We start from the raw sequence: 19442 nt of genomic DNA on the forward strand, positions 1-19442 counted from the left end.
ACGCGTGGTTTCGCTATCCAAGCTTCTGTCCGATCTTGGTAAGCATCGAAAGGGTCATGAGAAGATGCGGGACTGGGCGGCTGCCCAGTCCCTCCGGCGGGGCCTAATTGCCCATCGTTTTATTCAACTGCTCGTGGATCTTGCTCAGGTTGAACGAACCCGGCGTCTGACTCGGCGGAAACTCCTGCATCGACATCAGGAATTTGGCGGCCAGGCCCTGGATCGGGGCAATCACGAAGGCACGATCAAGAAGCCAGTCGTCATAGATGTTGGCGTTGTGCTGGGCCTTCTCGAAGGGGTCACGCCGTAGGTTGAAGATCAGCGGCACGCGCAACTCCACGAAGGGTTCGCGCCAGACGCCGAAGGCCTCTCCGCGGTTCTCCAGGAAGACGATCTTCCAATCCTGATAGCGCGCGGCAACGACCGCGCCGTCATCATTGACGTACCAGAATTCGTTACGTGGCGAGACCTTGGTCTTCCCGGTGAGATAGTCGAGCTGACTGTAACCGTCGAGGTGGTTCTTGTAGTGACGACCGTTGATGTCCACCCCCGTCAGCAACCGGTCTTTGATGTCCGGTGCGCCCGCCACGGCGGCGAAGGTCGGCAACCAGTCTTCGTGGGCGACGATGCCGTTGAGCGTGGTGTTCGCCGGGAAATGCCCGGGCCAGCGAACGAAGGCCGGCACCCGATAGGCGCCTTCCCAGTTGGAGTTTTTCTCGCTGCGGAAGGGGGTGGTGCCAGCATCCGGCCAGGTGTTGTAGTGGGGGCCATTGTCCGTGGAATACATGACAATGGTGTTGTTGGCCAGGCCCAGGTCATCGATGGTCTTGAGCAATTGCCCGACCTGGCCGTCGTGCTCAACCATGCCGTCGCTGTATTCGTCCTGTCCGGAGATGCCGCGATGCTCTGCCTTCACATGGGTGCGAAAGTGCATGCGGGTCCCGTTCCACCAGACGAAGAAGGGCTTGTCGGCCTTGGCCTGGCGGGTCATGAAGTCAATCGCGGCGGCGACGGTTTCCTCGTCGATCGTCTCCATGCGCTTCTTGGTCAGGGGGCCCGTGTCTTCAATCCGCTGCCCGCCCTGGCCGTCCGCCCAGGTATGCAGCACGCCACGCGGTCCGAATTTCTTCTTGAATTCCGGATTCTTGGGGTAGTCCAGATTCTCCGGCTCTTCCTCGGCATTGAGGTGATACAGATTGCCGAGAAACTCGTCGAACCCGTGCAGGGTCGGCAGGTGCTCGTCACGATCACCCTGGTGATTCTTGCCGAATTGACCGGTGGCATAGCCCTGGCTTTTCAGCACCGTGGCCATGGTGACGTCGGTCTTCTGCCAGCCTTCCTTCGCCCCCGGCAGGCCAACCTTGGTCATGCCGGAACGTACCGGCACCGACCCGCCGATAAAGGCCGCGCGGCCCGCCGTGCAGCTTTGCTGCGCATAGTAATCGGTGAAGCCGACGCCCTCGTTGGCGATCCGGTCGATATTGAGCGTCTGGTAGCCCATCATGCCGCGGTTATTGTGGCTGATGTTCCAAGTGCCGATGTCATCGCCCCAGATGACCAGGATGTTGGGCTTGTCGGCCGCGCCCGCGGGGCTGATGACGCCGAGCGTCGCCAGGGTCAAGACCAGCGCGGCCAGACCGCGCCGGCCACCTGGGCGGACCCGCGGGGCGGTTGATTCGATGGGTCGTTGCTTCATCTTCCTTTGTCCTTTGTTGGTGTTGAATGGATGCCATCGGAGTGGCCGTGTTCCGCGTCGGCCCGGTCCTGACTGGTGTGCCCTGGAAAACCGCGTCGCGACAGACTGGTGCTCGCGTTACGCGCCGAGCTTGTACTCCGGGCTCGCGGGGCCGAGCCGCAGGGTCAAGTAGGACGAAAGACCCTCGAAGGTCACCCCAGCCGCTCGCAGCCGTCGCAGCAAGGCCAAGGATGCCTCGTCCGCCTGGCGCAAGCCGCGCAGATCCAGGGTCAACCTGGCGGACGGGTCACCACAGGTCCGCTCGAACTCGGCGATCCCGTCGGCCTGTAACCGCCCGTCGACCTTGAGGGTCGTTCGCCGGTGGTCATCGACTCGTGTGATCCGAAACGTCATGCGCTGACACTACGCAGGAAGCTGGCCAAAGCCGACTGAATCGCTTGGGATGAAGGTAACCAACCGATAAGACTGTTGAAAGCATCAACCGGGGACGCCGCGAGGGGCCGCCCCGGGGCGCGAAGCGACGACATTTAACGAAGCGGGTCGCGATATATCGCTGATCACGACATATCGTGCCCTGCCGCTCGGCGACTAGGCGAATGACTCTGGCCATCGCATGGCCGACGACGGCCTGAGCAATCTCCGGTAGTCTTTATCGCGAAATATCATTACGCGCGCCGCTATCCTAGGAGACCCGCCAGAGATGGCTGTGAATGACCCAACACCGCTCGCCCACGGCCCTGGGGGAACCACACCGCTCGACTGGGCGGCCCACACCGAGACCAGCTTCGAGGATTTGCTGACGGACCGAGGCCAGCGCGCTGGACGCCCACATTCAGGGGGCACTGCGCCGGATCGCGCTGTTCCTGGGGCTCGACCGCTGCACCATCGGCCGCTTCGACGATGCGCGAGCGGAGTGGACCGTCACCCATTCCTGGGCACAGGAAGGCATCGCGCCGATCCCCTTGCCGCTCGCGGAGGCCCACTTTCCCTATCTGGCTGGGCAGTTGCGCGCCGGGCTCCCGACGATTGCGGAGCGGCTCGCGGACCTGCCGCCGGAAGCGTCGCTGGACCGGCGGTCGCTGGCCAGGAATGCCGGGGGGAGTTTACTTAATTCGGGCAGTCCGGAAGAATTAAGTAAACTGTCCCCGGAACTGCAACTGCCATTGCTCGAGCTGACTCGAGCCTCAGGGTCATACGTCAGAGAAAGCCTCAGCTCAGCGGGAACCGGGTTGCGGGCGGGAACCAGCCCCCGTCACCTACAACAGAAGGTTGCGTCAATTTTTCGTTTTACATGATCTGCGGTTGATGACAATTCCGCAGTTCCAGGGACGTTTACTTAATTCAACCCGTTGTCAGCCGCAATTGAGTAAACTGTCCCCGGAACTCCCCGGAACTCACGCGCACGTTTCCCAGCTTGGCTCCAGGCTAAATTTGAAGCGATTCAACCTTTTCCCGGTGGGCCTCCACCGAAGCTTTGACCACGTTGCGCTGGTCGTCCGATAGCTCGTCGAGTGCTGGTAACTCCTCCTCGAAGGCTTGGAAGCGACCAATCAGCCCCTCTAGAGAGATTCCATCTGTGACTGCACGACGAAAGAATAGCCGTGCAAGCTCGTTTAACTCCGGGTTCAATTGCGCACCTGACAGCACGCGATTTGTAATCCAGAGATAGATATCTACCATCTGCAATCCTATCGAATCAGCGCTTGTACTGACTGAGATTGCTGTGCGTGGAATCCCACGATGCAAAATGATGTTTTCGTCTACTCCATAGTGAAGGGGGTGATTCAAAAGGAATTTCCGTTCATTCGAATCGAGCCGCGCATAGCCGTCCGAAATCACCTGATAAAGGCTGTGTACTTCTTGCTGTGACCTATTGAACTGCTGTTGCTTATCAACAACTATCGTATAAGCATCTTTGCGGCGAGCCTTCCTGAGCCTCCGAGACATTGCATGCACAACGAACTGAAATCCAACTGTATTCGGCGATACGAACCTCGGATCTGGCGCGCCAAAATCCAAATCCAGGGGTCTTGCGATCCCAAAACGGAAAGCGTCAACCAATAGCTCTTTCGAGCGTGCATCGAGCTGGGACGCCTCTGCCCGTCGCTTTAACTCGGTTAGCAGCTCGAGTATATCTTGCTCATACTTTTCTACGCGCTTGACCGTGCATAGTTTCCAAGCTTGTTCGAGAATCGACTCATCCAGTAACTCGTTCAACTTAAACAACAAGAGGAACCGAAGGGGAGTCCAATACGCATCCCATTTCACCGCTTCATTCAAGCCCGCGTCGAAGACGGCCTCGAATAACTTCGTAACGGCAAAATCGGGCTTGACAATATAATAGTAGTCGAAAAAAAAGCGCATTTTCCGTTGGAGTTCGCATAGCGGTGGTGCTATGGTCGACAACCTGTCGATTCCCAGTTCGTTTGCATGGAGCGCCGGCACGCCAACCCGTCTTACCATTTCTTTATGCAGCCGCACTCCGAGCGCGTCCACATTTGTCTTGCTGGACAAGAGGCCGTAGCTTAGACGAGGCTGATTTGGATCGAATAAGTTGTTGCCGGTATTGCCTGATTCGTCAACGTGAAAAAACATAACAATAGCTCCGGTCGCCCAGGCGCTGAGTCGTAATGGCGTTCTTGCGTCGTTGATGTTGACTCAGGGCAAGACATCGCAGGGGTAATCGGGGACGGGCCACGTTTATTCGTCAAGAATGGTGATATCGATGGACGGAGAATCAAACATGGTCTGACCCATATTATGGACCCCTATTATGTCAAGACATTGGCGTTATGCCGCTGCGCTGCTCAACGACCGAAGCTTATCGAAGGTATCCGGGTATTGGTGCACCATCAGGATCAGCGCCGCGGCCTGTGCGTTGGGAGTTGCCCGCCCCTGCTCCTAATTCTCCAGGGTGCGCGTCGCCACGCGCAGCCGGCGGGCGAAGACCGCCCGCGACACGTTCAGGTGCTCCCGGGTCTCCCGAATCAGCGCCGCATCGACCCGTAGTGCCGGCAGGTTTTCCGCCTCGGCCGTGCGCAGGGTGATCTTGTCCTCCCGTTGCGCACGCATCGCTCCCACACCATCCATGATCTCGGCGAACAGATTGCGTTTGCCCGTCATCGTTTCGGTCTCCTCTGCGCCAGTTCGGCTTGAATTGCCTGCTTCAAGGCCTGCCTTTCATCGGGTCAGAGCCCTTTGTGCCACTTCTTGTCGTGTCCCGTTTTTCAAGCGATGGCTTGAATCCCCTTCTTCTCAATGACGGTCAAGAGCCGAAGCGCCGGGCCGCCGGGGCGCTTGATACCTCGCTCCCAGTCCGAGACGAGGTTCTTGCTGACGTTGAGGTAGCGGGCAAAGACCGGTTGAGAGAGATGCTCCCGCTCGCGTAGGGCGCGGATGGCCCCAGGCGAGAGGAGTTGGACCGGCGTCAGGCATGAGTCGTCGAACTCGCGCATGGTCTGATTGGAGATAGCGCCCACCTCGTGGAGGGCCTCCATGGTCTCGTGGACCGAAGCCAGCGCATCGCTACGGTACTGCTTAGTCATCGTCGTCAACCTCCGAAAATTGGCCGTTCCGGATCAGCGCCGCGATTTGCTCATCCGTCAACTCCAGGACGTGCCGCGCCGCCTTCTTGAATGCCGCCTGTTCCTCGTCACTGATATTGGCCTGCTGGTTCTTGGCGAAACCATAGACGAAGAACGCACGATGCGCCTGGCGGTAAAGGATCAGGGTCCGATAGCCCCCTGACCGCCCTTGCCCAGGACGCGCCACACGTTGCTTGACGACCCCTCCGCCGAGGTCGGCATCGATCAGACCTTGTTCCGCTCGCTGGATCGCATCGCGTAGCGCTACATCCCGGAGGTTCTGCTTGCGCATGAAGCGCTCGAACCAGGCGTTCTTGAAGATCCTCACGCGCCCCTGTTCTCCGTCACTTTATATCACACTAAGTATTATACCTAAAGACCGAAGGAGTAACATAGATGCTTGAAGCTCGGCAGCGGCCTGCGCCTCGCGCGGCAGGGTTCCAGCCCCCTGTAACTACAACTGGATGCGTTGCGGGGACTCCGTCTCAAGGCGCGAAGCGACGACATTCAACGAGGCTCGTCGCGAAATACCGTTTTTCACGAAATATCGTGGCCTATCCATTGGCGAATTGGCGACGGCCCCAGGCCACCAGATTGCCGGTGACGGCCTGAATAAACTCCGGTAAGCTCTGCCGCGAAATATCGTGATGCGCGCCGCTATCCCAGCACCCGCCGGAGGACGCCGTGAATGATCCAACACCGCTCGCCCGCCGCCTTGGGGAAACCACACCGCCCGACTGGGCGGCCCATGCCGAAAGCAGCTTCGAGGATCTGCTGACGGACCTGGCGGCCTCCTTCATCAACGTCGAAGCCAGCGCGCTGGACGCCCACATTCAGGCGGCACTGCGCCGGATCGTGCTGTTCCTGGGGCTCGACCGCTGCACCATCGGCCGCTTCGACGACGTGCGGGCAGAGTGGACCGTCACCCATTCCTGGGCACAGGAGGGCATCGCGCCCATCCCCTCACCGCTCGCTGAGGCCCACTTTCCCTATCTGGTGGCGCGGGTGCGGGCTGAGCTGCCGACGATCGCGGAGCGGCTGTCGGACCTGCCGCCGGAGGCGTCGCTGGACCGCCAATCGCTGCTTCGGCTCGGGCAGAAGTCTCTGGCGGTCTTTCCGCTGTCCGCCGACGCACAGGTGCTCGGCTGGGCCTCCTTCGGGGCGGTGCGACGGGAGCACGCCTGGCCCGATGACCTAGTGCGGCGGTTGCGGCTCATCGCGGGTATCTTCGCCAATGCGCTGATGCGGCGACGCAAGGAGACGGCGCTTAAGGAGGCCCTGGCGGAGAACGTCGCCCTGCGCGAGCGGGTGGAGGCGGAAAACGCCGTGTGGCGGGAGGAGGTGCTGCTCTGCGGCAGCTTCGACGAGCTGGTCGGCGAGAGCCCGGCCCTGCGCCGGGTCCTGCTGCAAGTCGAGCAAGTCGCACCAACGGACAGCACGGTGCTGGTGCTGGGCGAGACCGGCACCGGCAAGGACCTGATCGCGACCGCTATCCACCGGCGCAGCCGCCGGGCGGAACGCCCGCTGATCCGGGTGAATTGCGCCGCCCTGCCCGCAACCCTGATCGAGAGCGAGCTGTTCGGCCATGAGAAAGGCGCCTTTACCGGGGCCATCACGCGCAAGATCGGGCGCTTCGAGGTGGCGCACGGCGGGACCCTGGTCCTGGACGAGATCGGCGAGCTGCCGCTGGAGTTGCAGGCCAAGCTGCTGCGGGTCTTGCAGAGCGGTGAATTCGAGCGGCTGGGCGCGACGACGACCCGGCGCAGCGATGCCCGGGTGATCGCCAGCACCAACCGGGATCTGGAGGCCATGTCCCGGGACGGCAGTTTCCGCCCGGACCTCTTCTATCGCCTGAGCGTCTTTCCGATCACGGCACCACCCCTGCGCGACCGCAAGGAGGACATCGCGCTCCTGACTGCCTATTTTGTCGAGAAGCTGCGGGCCAAGCTTGGCCGGCCGGCGCTGCGCGTCCCGGACCGGGTGGTCACGGCCCTGATGGCCTATGACTGGCCGGGTAATGTGCGGGAGTTGGAGAATATCGTGGAGCGCGCCATGATCCTGTCGCCGGGCGCGACCCTGGTGGTGGACGCGCTCCCGTGCACCAGGACGGGCGCCCGGACAAGGGCGCAGGATCCGTCCGCCGGGACTGACCATCGCACTCTGGACGAGGTGGAGCGTGACCATATCCTGGCGATCTGTACCGCCTGCGACTGGCGGATCAACGGGACGGGAAACGCTGCGGAACGCCTCGGGATCAATCCCAACACCCTGCGCTCGCGGATGCTGAAACTGGGGATCGTGCGGCCGACAGGGTCCCGCCCCCGGCGGCCCTAGGCGCTGGTCGAAGTACACCGGCGCAAAGGAAGAAACCCATGACCCCACTCGATCCGCTTGCTAACCTGGCCGCCCCGGCACTGGTCTGGTTCTTGATGCTGACGGTGGGGCTGGAGCTGACGCCAGGGGACTTGCGGCGCGTCGTCGTCTTTCCCAAGGCCGTCCTGGTGGCGACTCTGGGCCAACTCCTGCTGCTGCCCGCCATCGCCGCCGTGCTGATTTGGGCCCTGCGCCCGGAGCCGACGGTGGCGGCTGGGATGATCCTGCTGGCGGCGAGCCCCGGCGGAGCGCTCTCCAATGTCTACACCTACCTGGCCCGGGCCAATCTCGCCCTGTCGGTGACCCTGACCGCACTCTCCACCCTCCTGGCCCTGATCAGCATGCCGCTGCTGACCGCCGCCGGTATCGCCCTGTTGCTCGATCGGCAGGACGCAATTCCGGTCCCCGTCGCGCGCATGGTCGGTCAATTGGTGCTGATGCTGCTACTGCCGCTGGGCCTGGGGATGGCGCTGCGGCACGGGTGGTCGGGGTTGGTGCGCCACGCAGGGCGGTGGTTGCGGCGGCTTAGCGGACTGGGATTGGCGATGCTGGTCGGCGCCATCCTCTATGCGCAGCGGGCAGATCTGGCGGGCGGCCTGGGCCCGATGGTCACGGCGGCGCTGGTCTTCTCCATCACCGCCATGCTGACCGGCTGGGTGCTGGGCTGGCTGGTCGGCCTCAATCGGCGGGACCGCTTCACCCTCCTGTTGGAGTTCGGCGTGCGCAACCTGGCCCTGGTCGCGCTGATCGGGATCACGGTGTTCGGGCGGGTCGAGATGGTGCTGTTCGCCACGCTCTTCCTGGTGGTGGAGATGCCCATCGTCCTGCTGCTGGCGGGGCTGCATGGACGCCGCGCGGGGCCAACGGACACCGCCGAGCTGGCGGGCCAGGAACCTGGTTCAGGTTCACACGACCGGGAGATGGACGCCCCGGCTCAATAACGGTTCAATAATGTCACTGGGATGCACCGCAGGGTGACGTCCACCCGCGCATGCTGTTATCGCCTCTGGAGGAACGCTTGAGTCACGATGTGATCTTCGGCCTCGCGGCCATCTCCCTACTGGGCGCTGTCTGCCAGTGGCTTGCGTGGCGCTCGCGCCTGCCCGCCATTCTCTTCCTGCTGCTCACCGGTATCCTGGTCGGACCGGTTGGGGGCTGGCTCGATCCCGACACCCTGCTTGGCCAGCTCCTGTTTCCCTTCGTGTCGCTCGCGGTCGCCGTGATCCTGTTCGAGGGCAGCCTGACCCTCAGATTCGCGGAGATCCGCGGCGTCCAGCAGGTGGTGCGGAGACTGGTGACCGGCGGGGTACTGCTGACCTGGGCGGTGGCCACGCTCGCCGCCCGATTCCTGGTCGGACTCCCCTGGGAGATCGCCACGCTCTTCGGCGCCATCATGGTGGTGACGGGTCCCACGGTGATCGTGCCCATGCTGCGCACCGTGCGGCCCTCCGCCAAGGTGGCCAGCATCCTGCGCTGGGAGGGGATCATCGTCGACCCCATCGGCGCCTTGCTGGCCGTGCTGGTGTTCGAATTTGTGGTCTCCTCCGGGCCCGAAGTGGCGCTGAGCGGGACCTTGCTTGCCTTCGTGGGCATGATCCTGGCCGGGAGTGTCTCGGGACTCGTCGGTGGTTATCTGTTGGGGGAGGCCCTGCGGCGGGACTGGGTACCGGCCTATCTCTACAATCCGACAACCCTGGCGGTCGTATTTTGCGCCTTCGCTGTCGCCGACTCGGTGATTGCCGAATCGGGGCTGCTCGCGGTCACGGTCATGGGGATCTATCTCGGCAACCGCAAAGGGGTGCCGATCGAAGAGGTGCTGGAGTTCAAAGAGAGCCTGTCCCTGGTGCTGATCTCCGGACTCTTCATCTTGCTCGCGGCGCGCCTCGACCTCGGCGAGCTGGCCGCTCTCGGCTGGGCGGTGGTGGGCGTCTTTCTGGCCATACAGCTCATCGCCCGGCCCCTGTCGGTGCTCTATGCGACCCCGGGCTCGGCTCTCAACTGGCGCGAGCGCGTGTTGCTCGCCTGGATAGCCCCACGCGGCATTGTGGCGGCGGCGGTGAGCGCGCTCTTTGCCCTGAAGCTCGGCCAGCGGGGCTTCGCGCAGGCGGAACTCCTGGTTCCGCTCACCTTCGTCGTCATCATCGGCACCGTGGTCCTGCAGAGCCTGAGCGCCCGCGTCCTGGCGCGGGCGCTCGATGCCACCGAGCCCGAGGGGATCGGCTTTCTGATCCTGGGTGCCAATCCGCTGGCGCGCCTCCTTGCCCAGGCGCTGGTCGAGCAGAAGATCCCGGTCCTGCTCTGCGACACCCTATGGGACAACGTCAGCCGGGCGCGGATGGCCGGTCTCAAGGCCTATTACGGCAGCCCGCTTTCGGAGCACGCTGAGGTCTACCTGGATACCACTGGCCTGGGGCGCCTGCTCGCAATCACCGCGGACTCGCACCTGAACGCGCTCGCCTGCAGCCGGTTCAAGGGGATGTTCGGACCAACGGAGGTCTTCGCCCTGCGGGTCGGCGGCCCCTCTACCGGCAACGGCCGTAAGGAGACGGCGCGCGAGGGTCCCACGGTCTTCGGGGAGGAGACGACCTATGTGGGCCTGGCCCAGCGGATCTATCGCGGCGCCGAGATCCGCCGCACCAACCTGACCGACGCCTTTACCCTGGATAGCTTCCGCGCCATGCACGGCGATCGGGCGACGCCGCTTTTTGCCATCGACCCCAAGGGGCGGCTCTCCGTCTTCACTGCCGGGACGCGGCTGGAACCTGGTACAGGCTGGTCGGTCCTGGCCCTGATCGACCCCTCCCCCGAAGCGGTGGCACCGAAGGGCTGATCCCTCGACCGGGGCTGGCGCCTTCGTACGGGGCGGTACGACGTGAGCAGGCTTGGCCCGATCACCTGGTGCGGCAGTTGCGGCTCATCGCCGTCGGCCGGAGCGTGACGACGGACGGCAGGTTGGTAACGCCTTTCCGGGAACCCCGCGCGCCCCACTTGCCCCTGGGGCGGGATACGGCCCCCGCGACAATTTGTCGCATACCCCTTCGCCAGTGGCTCCCTTGATAATCATCAATTGCTTATCACCAACCGATTAAGGGAGCATTTCGATGGGGCATCGCCTTCACCCGCTATCCACCGCCGTGGCGGTCGCCTGTGCCATGGCGGCGACCTGGCATCACGCCGGCGCCGAAAGCGCGACCGAACTGAGTGAAATCGTCGTCAGTGCCGAGACGCCTGGCTCCTTTCCCAGTTCCAGTATCGTGACGGGCCGTGCCCTGGAGGCCGATCGGGTCGGTACCAGCGATACCGCCAAGCTGTTGCTCCAGGTACCAGGCGTCAGCCTCTATGGGGCTGGCGGTGTCTCCAGTCTGCCGGCCATTCATGGCCTGGCCGACGACCGGGTGCGCATCGAGGTCGATGGCATGGACCTGATCGCCTCCTGTCCCAATCACATGAATCCCCCCCTGTCTTATCTCGACCCGACGGCGGTCGGCAGTCTCAAGGTCTATGCCGGCATCGTGCCCGTGAGCCTGGCGGGCGACAGCATTGGTGGCACCATCATCGCGGAATCGCCCGAGCCGGAATTCGCCGGCCCTGATCAAAAGTATCTTCTCAAGGGCACGGTCGGCAGCTACTACCAGAGCAACGGCAATGGTTACAGCGTCAATGTCGGGGCCAGCGCGGCCACCGATAGCCTCAGCATCGCCTACAGTGGCGCCTTGGCGAAGTCGCAAAACTACAAGGCAGGTGGCGACTTCAAGACCACGCGGGCCACGGGCCGCCTCGGGCATACCCTACCCCTGAATGAGGTGGGATCGACGGCCTATGACACCCGCAACCAAACGCTGGATTTCGCGTGGAAGAGTGGCATTCATAAGATCGAGGCCGAGATCGGCTACCAGGATATCCCCGAGGAATTATTCCCGAACCAGCGCATGGATATGCTTGGCAATGAGCAAACGAGCTTTAATCTGAATTACACTGGGGAGTTCGGCTGGGGCAATCTGGAGGCGCAGACCTACTACCAGTATGTTGACCATTTCATGGATTTTGGCCCGGATAAGCGCTTCTGGTATGGCCCCGCCTCGGGCAAGACGGCCGTCGATGGCACGCCCTGTTGGCCCATCAGCAGTACCTGCGCCGCGGGCATGCCCATGAACACCGAGGCCAAGACCCTGGGCGCCAGCCTCCAGGCCGACATCGATCTGACCGATACGCAGTTGTTGCGGCTGGGGGCCGAATACCAGGGCTACCGGCTCGATGACTGGTGGTCACCCTCCGGGGCCATGATGTATCCCGGCACCTTTTGGAATATCAACGACGGCCGGCGGGACCGGGTGGCGCTATACAGCGAATGGGAGGCGCGGCCCACGCCGCAATGGCTGACCTTGCTGGGTATTCGCTTCGAGCAGGTCGATATGGATACCGGGGATGTCCAAGGTTACAACACCACCCCTACCGCCCCCGGCAATCAATACCTGGAAGCCAAGCGCTTCAATGCCCAGGAGCATCAGGAAACCGACAACAATGTCAACCTGAGCGCCCTGGCCCGTTATCGGCTGGACGAGACCAAGAACCTGGAATTCGGCTATGCCCACCTGGTGCGCTCCCCCAATCTTTACGAGCGCTACACCTGGTCCTCCTGGCCCATGGCGGCGAGCATGAATAACTCCGTGGGCGATGGTAACGGCTATGTCGGCGACATCAATCTAAAACCGGAACAGGCCAATACCTTTTCGGCGACCTTCGACTGGCATGCCCCGGAGCGTGAATGGGAAATTCAGGCGACGCCCTATTACACCTATGTCACCGATTACGTTGATGCCATCAAGACGGCGGTTTGGCTTCCCGACGCCTTCAATGTCCTGCAATATGCCAACCAGAAGGCACAGCTCTACGGCATCGATATCTCGGGCAAGATGCCCCTCTTCAAGAATGACTTTGGCCGGTTTGGCCTCAAGGGCCTCCTGAGCTATACCAAGGGCGAGAACCTGGATACGAATGACGGCCTCTACAACATCATGCCGCTGAATGTGGCCCTGTCCCTGACCCAGCAACTGGGCGGGTGGGATAACGGCATCGAGGTGGTCATGGTCGATGCCAAGGATGACCTTTCCGAGGTCCGTAACGAGATTGAGACCCCGGGCTATACCCTTTTCAATCTGCGGGGCAGTTATTCCTGGACCAAGGTCAGGCTCGACTTTGGCATCGAAAACCTGCTCGACCGCTTCTATTCCCTGCCGCTGGGCGGCGCCTATCTGGGGCAAGGCAAAACCATGGAACTCAACCCCATCACCCCGGCCTGGGGCACCGCGGTTCCCGGCATGGGGCGGTCCTTCTATGTCGGGCTGAATCTCAAATTCTGATCAGGGCCCAGGTCGCCCCTCGGGAGGGGGTGGCCGTGGGTCCCGGGGACGGCGTTTGGCCAGTTTTCGCTGGAGTGTGCGACGATGCATGCCAAGGGCTTGGGCGGTGGCGGTGACGTTGCCGCCATGTTCCTCCCAGGTGCGCTGGATGTATTCCCACTCCAGGTGGCGCACGGTCAAGCGTTGTTCATGGACGACCTCCGCGGTATCCAGCCCCTCCTTGATCAGGGCGCGGATAATGTCCGCCACGTCGGCGGGCTTGGCCAGATAATGGATGGCCCCCAGCTTCATGGCGCTGACCACGGTGGGAATGCTGGCATAGCCGGTGAGGATGAGGATGCGGGCCTCGGGCGAGAGGGTCAGCAGGGGCTGGATGAGGTTGAGGCCCGATTGTCCGGCCAGATTAAGATCGAGGATGACGTAATCGTGATGCTGCTTCTGGCAGCAAATCAGGGCCTCCGCGGGCGTGGCCACGGCGGTGACCTGAAAACCCCGACGGGCGAGGGAGCGGGCGAGTACAGCCCGATAGGGGTCGTCGTCATCGACCAGGAGCAGATTTCTGGCTTCAGCCGGCATGAGGGGTCTCGCTCATCGCGACCAGGGGCAGGCACAAGTGGGCGGTGGTGGCGCCGGTTGCTGGCGAGAGGAAGCTCAGGCTGCCGCCCCGGCGCTCGACGGCGGCGCGCCCCAGGAGGAGACCCACGCCCATACCCTGGGTCGAGATGAGAGGTTGGTGCTGCTGGATGGCCTCCAGGGTCGCCGGGGGGATGCCGGTGCCGTTATCCGCCACCCGTATTTCGAGGGTGCTCGCCCTGGCCAGGGCCCTGACCTGGATCAGGCTGGCCTGGGCCTGGAGGGCGTTGTCGAGCAGGTTGGCCAGGGCGCGCTCGATGGCGATGTCCGCGGGCAGACCGCAGTGGTCCAAGTCCCGGCTGATGTCCAGGCGCAGTTCGGCCTGGGGATGCTGGCTTTGCCAGGCGAAGAGCAGACGCTGTAACCAGGCCCGGGCCGGTATAGCGGGCGGCTCGGTTCCCTTGGCGTGGCCCGCCCGCGCCGTCAGTTGGCTCAGGGTCTCCTTGCAGCGCTGGATCGGCGCCTTCATGGCCTGGACATCGGGGACCAAGGCGGCGGTCAAGCGACTGTCGTCCAGCAGATCGTCAACCAGGATGTTGAGGGTGGCCAGGGGCGTGCTCAATTCATGCGCCGCCCCGGCGGCCTGACTACCCAGGGAAATCAGCCAGTCGTCGCGAATGGCTCGTTCGCGGGCGGCGGCGAGTTCCTGGTCGCGGCGGCGAATGCTGGCGGTGAGTTGCAGGATGAACCAGACGACCATGACCGCCGACAGGGCGAAGACCAGCCACATGCCCACGAGGTGCAGGGTGCCGGCCATTTGGTTGTCGGCGATGTACAGGGGGACGTAATACTTCCAGAGAAAGGAATAGATCAGGATGGCGCCTAGGGCGAACAGCCAGGCCTGACGCTGGCCGAGCACCAGGGCGCCGATGGCGACCAGGGGCAGAAAGATGGAAATCAGCGGATTGGTCGCCCCGCCGGAGACAAAGAGATAGGCGCCCCAGGCCAGCAGATCAAAGGTCAACTGCGCCAGGGGCGAGAAGAACCATGGAACATCCAGGGCCGTGCCCAGGAACCTGGCGGCCAGCATGAAAACCAGGTTGATGGCCGCGATGACCCCAGCAAACACCAGCAGGCGGCCCGTGAGTGCGGAGGGGCCAAGGATGTAGGGACTGACCAGGGCCGCCAATGCCATGGCCATGACCGACAACCAGCGCAGTTGCAGCAGAGAGGCCTGGATGATGCGGGTCAGGGAGTCGATCATGGGCGGGGCGGGCGCTCGACGGGCAGTGCAGGGCGGGCAGGATGGGCCGGCGGGGGATTGTAGCATTGCGCCCGGATGCCGGGAGCCCGCTGGGCCTTCCGCGCCGGCATTCCACCATCAATCAGTAGGGGTAGTTACCTTGGAGTTGTTAAAGACCTACCTGGATGCCGGCTTGCTGGGGCTGCTCGGCTTCATGAGCTTTCTCACCCTGGCCTTCACCGTCGAGCGTTATCTCTATTTCGCGCGGGTGGATCTGGGGTCCTTTCGCCGGGTGGAAGATCTGGAGATCGCCCTGACCCGCCATCTCACGGTGATCGCCACGGTTGGCGCCAATGCCCCCTATGTGGGGCTGCTGGGCACCGTCCTGGGCATCCTCATCACTTTCCATGACATGGGTCAGGGGGGCGCTATTGACACCTCGACCATCATGGTCGGGCTGGCCCTGGCGCTCAAGGCCACGGCCTTGGGCCTGCTGGTCGCCATGCCCTCTATCGTCTTCTACAACGCCCTGCTGCGGCGCGTGGATGTGCTCAAGGCCCGCTGGGGTCACCGGGCGAGCGCCTGAGGTCCGACCATGAAGCGCATGGATCAAATCAATGTCATTCCCTTCATCGACGTCATGCTGGTGTTGTTGGCCATCGTCCTGACCACCGCGACCTTCCTGATCGAGGGGCGCTTGCCGATCCGCCTGCCAGCGGCGGAGACCCAGACCACGCCTTTGGATGTCACGCCCGTCGAGATTGCCATTGCCGCTGATGGCCAGATCTTCTGGGGTAACGAGACGGTGGGGGTGGGACCGGCGGCGCTCGTCGGCCTGGAGCCCCGATTCGATCAACTGGCCCCGGGGACTCCCGTCGTGCTGCGGGTGGATGCCCAGGCCCGCTTCGAGGCCTTCATCGGGGTCGTCGATCGCCTCAAGGCCCGCGGGATCGAACGGGTAAGCATCTTGACCCGCCGCTTGTAATGTCGCCCCTCTTCTGCCGCTCCTGCATCGGGTTGGGCCTTATGGTCTCGGCCCTGGTGCATGGGCTAGCCCTGTCTCTGGTGCTGAATCTGGAGCCGCCCGTCCCGGTGTCTGGCGAGGAAAAGGTGACGGAACTGGATCTGACCCTGTTCGCCGCGCCAGTGGCGAATGAGCCCTTGGCCTCCCTCGCGGAACCTCCGTTGCCAACCGAGCCCGAGCCCGAGCCCGAGCCCGAACCAGTCGTCGCCCAGGAAGTCTTGCCACCTGAGGCGGTCATCCCGCCTCAGGTCGAGAAACCCAAGCCCAAGCCCAAGCCAAAGCCAAAATTGCCGCCAAAACCGGTAAGGAAACCCGAGCCACCCATGAAAACCCCGCGCCCGGCCGCCCCTGCGCGGCAGGCGGTCCAGGCCAGACCCGACCCCCCCGCGGGGTCGGCCGCGGTCGCGGGCGAACAGGGCTCCCCCAACGAGCGGGCGCGGGCGGAAGGCGCCTACCTGGCCGAGTTGCAGCGGGCGATCAAACGGCAACAACGCTACCCGGAGGCGGCGCGTCACCGGGGTACCGTGGGTACCGCCACCCTGACCTTCGTCCTCCAGGCGGATGGCCGCATCGACCGGGTGCAGGTGTCCCGGTCCGCCGGGGATACTGAGCTGGATCAGGCCGCCGTGGAGGCCATCAAGCGGTTAGGGCGTTTCAAGCCCATCCCCTTGGTGTTAGGTCGCGATGGCTGGACCCTCAGGATTCCCATCCGATTCGATTTGCGTTAATCAACCCCGAACTCCGCCCCGCCGCAGGCCTTGCTTTGGCATCGCCAGCCCCAGGGCGCTCCCCGAGGCCCTACCTTGAGGGCCTTCGCCGGTTGGTCGGCGATCAAGACCCCGTCTTGTCCAGTAGCGCCCGCACGGCATCTCCAATGTCGTCGGCGTAAAGATCGCGGAAGAAGTGATCGGCGCCGTCGAGGACGGTCAACCGTACGCGCTGCCCATCGGCCAGAGGGAGTACCTTCGGAACCAGCTCCGCGGCGATCTTATCCTCGCTGCCGGCGATGACCAATACCGGGACCTTGATATCGGGAATCAGCCGAGGTGTGTCCAGGCGTGGGTCCGGGCCATAGTAGGAGAGCAGGGCCGCGGCGGTGGCTGAGGTGTCAGGGCAATAGAGGAAATCCAGATGCTCCATCATGACGCTGCCGCGGCCTGCGCTTACAAGCTGCCTGGCTTGCTCGAGCCGGGGTGCCAGTTCTTTACCGTAACGCTGGCGATAGTCCCTTTCCAGCTCAGTCTCGTTCCAGGTATCGGGGGCTATCAGGATCAGGGCGCTGATGGGTGCCTCGGGGTGCTCTGCCGCAAAACGGGCGGACTGGTTGCCGCCGCGGGAGTGCCCTAACAGGGCGATCTGGGTGGCGCCCTGATCATGGAGCCAGCCCAGCCAGGCGCCGATTTCCGCGACCGCATCCGTCAACTGGTGGGTATGGGCCCTATTGCATTCGTACATCCCGTGACGATTGTCGAGCCCCAGGCTCAGGGTCAAGGCTAGGGAGCTGATGCCCCGGTCCTTGAAAGCAGATTGCAGGCCCTGGAGAGTCTCCATGCCGCCATGGGCCAGGGTGCCGTGGGTCATGAGGACGACGGGGCCCTGGGGCCAGTTGGCGCCGGTGGTCTCCAGATTGGCATTCAGGGTCAGCCCCTGGTGCTCCAGGGTGACCTCTTCGCCCTGGACCGGCGTTAGCGAGAGGGCCAGGAGCAGCGCCAGTCCGGTGGTGGGGAGCAAGGATTTCATGGGGGGTAGTCTCCGTGGTTCGATGGATGGCCGGTGCCTTGAGTGGCCCCGGCAAAGTGTTATAGCCAACACACGCGGGGGTTGGGTTTTCCGGGCCGGGGCCGAGCGTGCCAGGTAAGGTGGGGACCCTCAGGGCCTTTCGCCAGTATTTTGCCCCTCCGTTCCGTCCGTCAGCCGCTCGGGGGGCAAATCCGCCACCCGGCCAAGGACCTGGCCCAGCACCGCTTGGGAGCGATGGGCAATGAAATCCCGCGACAGGCGCCGCTCACCAAACAGGAGATGCCGATGGGCGGCGCCATCCTGGTAGAGGATATCGGCCGACTGGGGGGAAAAGGCCCGGTGGCGGCTGATGCGGGCAATGCGCCCCAGGTTGACGCCGCGCCCGTCATCGAGCAGCACCAGGTGGGGGGCGAGCCCCCGGCTGGGATCGGGACGAGGGAAGTCGATGAGTGCCAGTAGCACGAAGGGGGTAGCGATCAGCCGCACCCCAAGCTGGACGGCACTGTCATTCAGCTCCACGAGGTAGATGGTCTCGCCGATGGCGGCCCGCAGCCGCTCGATCTGACGGCTATAGGCCGGGGAGGGCCAGAGCCCCTCGGGCCCCGCTTCATCATCGGTACCCCGGGGACTCGAATTGGCTTTAGCAAGAGGCAAATCAGCCATCACGGGAGGCCCCTTTTTGCCATTTGATCAACCCTGAATCAGTGCTCACCACCCCAAATAGCCTTGCCTAGGCGGCCATGCAAGGGATCTTTGCCACATCTCGGCGGGAAACACGGCCAGTACCGTCCCCTGGCACGAGTGGCGTTGAAGTCCAGATAAATCGGATTCTGGATCAGCATCAGAATACACCCTTGATAAGGTTGACGATCAGTGGATCATCGAATTCACGACCCCCGGTCGCTTTCCATGCCAGCCGCCCTTCTCGATCAACCAGGAAGGTGGTGGGCAAGCCCTTTACCGGCCAGTTCGCCATGGTCTGACTGTTGTTATCGAACAGCACCGGGAATTCTGGAGATCCCGCAAAGGAAAATACCGTCTCGGCTTCCTCGCCGACATTTACGGCGATTACCTCAAAGTCACCGGGACTGAAGAGGTTACGGACTCGTCCCAGTGAAGGAAATTCCGCGCGACAGGGCGGGCACCAGGTCGCCCAGAAGTTGACTAATACCACTCGTCCCCGGTAGCTGGCAAGGTCAACAAGCTGGCCATCCATGTCTTCCAGCCGCAAAGTCGGCGCTGAAGGGAGGGCGGGTATCGGCGACATGCCCGTGCCCTGGGCTTGCAGATGGGGGGCCGAGGCCAGGGCGGCCAGTGTCATGAGGAAGCGGCGGCGATTAATCATCGGCGCAGTGGAGCTGGTCGAGTTGGAGTTCATGGTCCCCCTTGTCATCGCGATATCGGGCTAGGATCCGGAAGGGGGGCTTGGGCGCCGACTTCAGGGTCGCCATCCCCATGATCCAGTCGCCCGGCTCAAAGGTAATTTCGGATTGGAATTGCGCCCAGCGAAAGGCGATACGGGCCGGTTCCGGAATATCGGCCTTTAGCCAGTCGGCTTCCCATTCCTCCGGCGCACGCAGAGGAATCTCCTTCCCATCGGCGCCAATCGCCCGCCAGGATTGCAATTGGGTAAGGATGGTCCCGCTCCCCTCATTGAGCATGCCGAACGAGAAACCACAGGCCTGGGCGTAGGGCTCAATGGCGCTATTGGCAAACCCGCGTCCTTCGTAAAAGGCTATCCGGGAGTCTACGCCCAAGGGATTAGCCATCAGACTCACCCTGTCGTGGACGGCGCGGTGCCGCCACTCGATATCCGTAGCCAGCGCGCCTGTTGCGAACAGCGATATGC

General features: G+C 63.2%; 18 protein-coding genes and 1 pseudogene. 7 read left to right on the plus strand and 12 right to left on the minus strand.

Annotation, left to right across the window (positions count from 1 at the left end; translation table 11 throughout):
- Window positions 1-103: 103 nt before the first annotated feature.
- The 6 genes and pseudogenes from IPN92_13670 to IPN92_13695 form a co-directional block, all read right to left on the minus strand.
- The gene (locus IPN92_13670) at window positions 104-1696 is read right to left on the minus strand and encodes an arylsulfatase (GenBank protein ID MBK8639262.1); all 1593 of its coding nucleotides are present in this window, start codon (window positions 1694-1696) and stop codon (window positions 104-106) included.
- Between the two features lie 117 nt (window positions 1697-1813).
- The gene (locus IPN92_13675) at window positions 1814-2089 is read right to left on the minus strand and encodes a hypothetical protein (protein MBK8639263.1); all 276 of its coding nucleotides are present in this window, start codon (window positions 2087-2089) and stop codon (window positions 1814-1816) included.
- Between the two features lie 1032 nt (window positions 2090-3121).
- Window positions 3122-4291: a DUF3800 domain-containing protein gene (locus IPN92_13680; protein MBK8639264.1), complete on the minus strand. Its 1170-nt coding sequence runs from the start codon at window positions 4289-4291 to the stop codon at window positions 3122-3124.
- A gap of 195 nt (window positions 4292-4486) precedes the next feature.
- A pseudogene (locus tag IPN92_13685) lies at window positions 4487-4819 on the minus strand (transcriptional regulator).
- A gap of 104 nt (window positions 4820-4923) precedes the next feature.
- On the minus strand, window positions 4924-5241 hold the full coding sequence (locus IPN92_13690; GenBank protein MBK8639265.1) for a DNA-binding transcriptional regulator: 318 nt from the start codon (window positions 5239-5241) through the stop codon (window positions 4924-4926).
- Complete coding sequence (locus IPN92_13695) at window positions 5234-5608, minus strand: type II toxin-antitoxin system RelE/ParE family toxin (GenBank protein MBK8639266.1); 375 nt, start codon at window positions 5606-5608, stop codon at window positions 5234-5236. The genes IPN92_13690 and IPN92_13695 overlap by 8 nt, the downstream gene beginning before the upstream one ends.
- 356 nt (window positions 5609-5964) lie before the next feature.
- On the opposite strand from IPN92_13695, the gene IPN92_13700 reads away from it, so the two are divergent.
- The 4 genes from IPN92_13700 to IPN92_13715 all read left to right on the plus strand — a co-directional run bounded on the left by IPN92_13700 (window position 5965) and on the right by IPN92_13715 (window position 13013).
- The gene (locus IPN92_13700; protein MBK8639267.1) at window positions 5965-7614 is read left to right on the plus strand and encodes a sigma 54-interacting transcriptional regulator; all 1650 of its coding nucleotides are present in this window, start codon (window positions 5965-5967) and stop codon (window positions 7612-7614) included.
- 38 nt (window positions 7615-7652) lie between these two features.
- A complete protein-coding gene (locus IPN92_13705; protein ID MBK8639268.1) occupies window positions 7653-8594 on the plus strand; it encodes a bile acid:sodium symporter in 942 nt (313 codons plus the stop codon).
- Between the two features lie 50 nt (window positions 8595-8644).
- Entirely contained in the window at window positions 8645-10483 is a 1839-nt protein-coding gene (locus tag IPN92_13710) for a sodium:proton antiporter (protein MBK8639269.1), read from the plus strand.
- Between the two features lie 271 nt (window positions 10484-10754).
- Entirely contained in the window at window positions 10755-13013 is a 2259-nt protein-coding gene (locus IPN92_13715; GenBank protein MBK8639270.1) for a TonB-dependent receptor, read from the plus strand.
- Here the strand turns inward: IPN92_13715 and IPN92_13720 are convergent, their stop codons facing one another.
- Window positions 13014-13589, minus strand: a complete 576-nt coding sequence (locus IPN92_13720; protein ID MBK8639271.1) for a response regulator — start codon at window positions 13587-13589, stop codon at window positions 13014-13016.
- A complete protein-coding gene (locus IPN92_13725; GenBank protein MBK8639272.1) occupies window positions 13579-14850 on the minus strand; it encodes a HAMP domain-containing histidine kinase in 1272 nt (423 codons plus the stop codon). The genes IPN92_13720 and IPN92_13725 overlap by 11 nt, the downstream gene beginning before the upstream one ends.
- A gap of 139 nt (window positions 14851-14989) precedes the next feature.
- Here IPN92_13725 and exbB point away from each other — a divergent pair, with 139 nt between their 5' ends.
- Genes exbB through IPN92_13740 form a run of 3 tightly spaced genes read left to right on the plus strand, consistent with a single transcriptional unit; the run spans window position 14990 to window position 16581 of the window.
- Window positions 14990-15415, plus strand: coding sequence for a TonB-system energizer ExbB (exbB, locus tag IPN92_13730; protein ID MBK8639273.1), 426 nt, complete (start codon window positions 14990-14992; stop codon window positions 15413-15415).
- Window positions 15416-15424: 9 nt separating this feature from the next.
- Entirely contained in the window at window positions 15425-15814 is a 390-nt protein-coding gene (locus IPN92_13735) for a biopolymer transporter ExbD (protein MBK8639274.1), read from the plus strand.
- A 41-nt stretch (window positions 15815-15855) separates the two neighbouring features.
- Window positions 15856-16581, plus strand: a complete 726-nt coding sequence (locus IPN92_13740) for an energy transducer TonB (GenBank protein MBK8639275.1) — start codon at window positions 15856-15858, stop codon at window positions 16579-16581.
- 103 nt (window positions 16582-16684) lie between these two features.
- Here the strand turns inward: IPN92_13740 and IPN92_13745 are convergent, their stop codons facing one another.
- The 4 genes from IPN92_13745 to IPN92_13760 form a co-directional block, all read right to left on the minus strand.
- Window positions 16685-17593 carry an alpha/beta hydrolase gene (locus IPN92_13745; protein ID MBK8639276.1) on the minus strand — a complete coding sequence of 303 codons (909 nt, stop codon included), beginning with the start codon at window positions 17591-17593 and terminating at the stop codon, window positions 16685-16687.
- 129 nt (window positions 17594-17722) lie between these two features.
- Entirely contained in the window at window positions 17723-18247 is a 525-nt protein-coding gene (locus IPN92_13750) for a hypothetical protein (GenBank protein ID MBK8639277.1), read from the minus strand.
- Between the two features lie 187 nt (window positions 18248-18434).
- A complete protein-coding gene (locus IPN92_13755; GenBank protein ID MBK8639278.1) occupies window positions 18435-18938 on the minus strand; it encodes a TlpA family protein disulfide reductase in 504 nt (167 codons plus the stop codon).
- On the minus strand, window positions 18931-19362 hold the full coding sequence (locus tag IPN92_13760; protein ID MBK8639279.1) for a hypothetical protein: 432 nt from the start codon (window positions 19360-19362) through the stop codon (window positions 18931-18933). The genes IPN92_13755 and IPN92_13760 overlap by 8 nt, the downstream gene beginning before the upstream one ends.
- Between the last annotated feature and the right edge of the window lie 80 nt (window positions 19363-19442).

Source organism: Chromatiaceae bacterium (assembly GCA_016714645.1).
In the GTDB taxonomy this organism is placed as follows: Bacteria; Pseudomonadota; Gammaproteobacteria; order Chromatiales; family Chromatiaceae; genus M0108.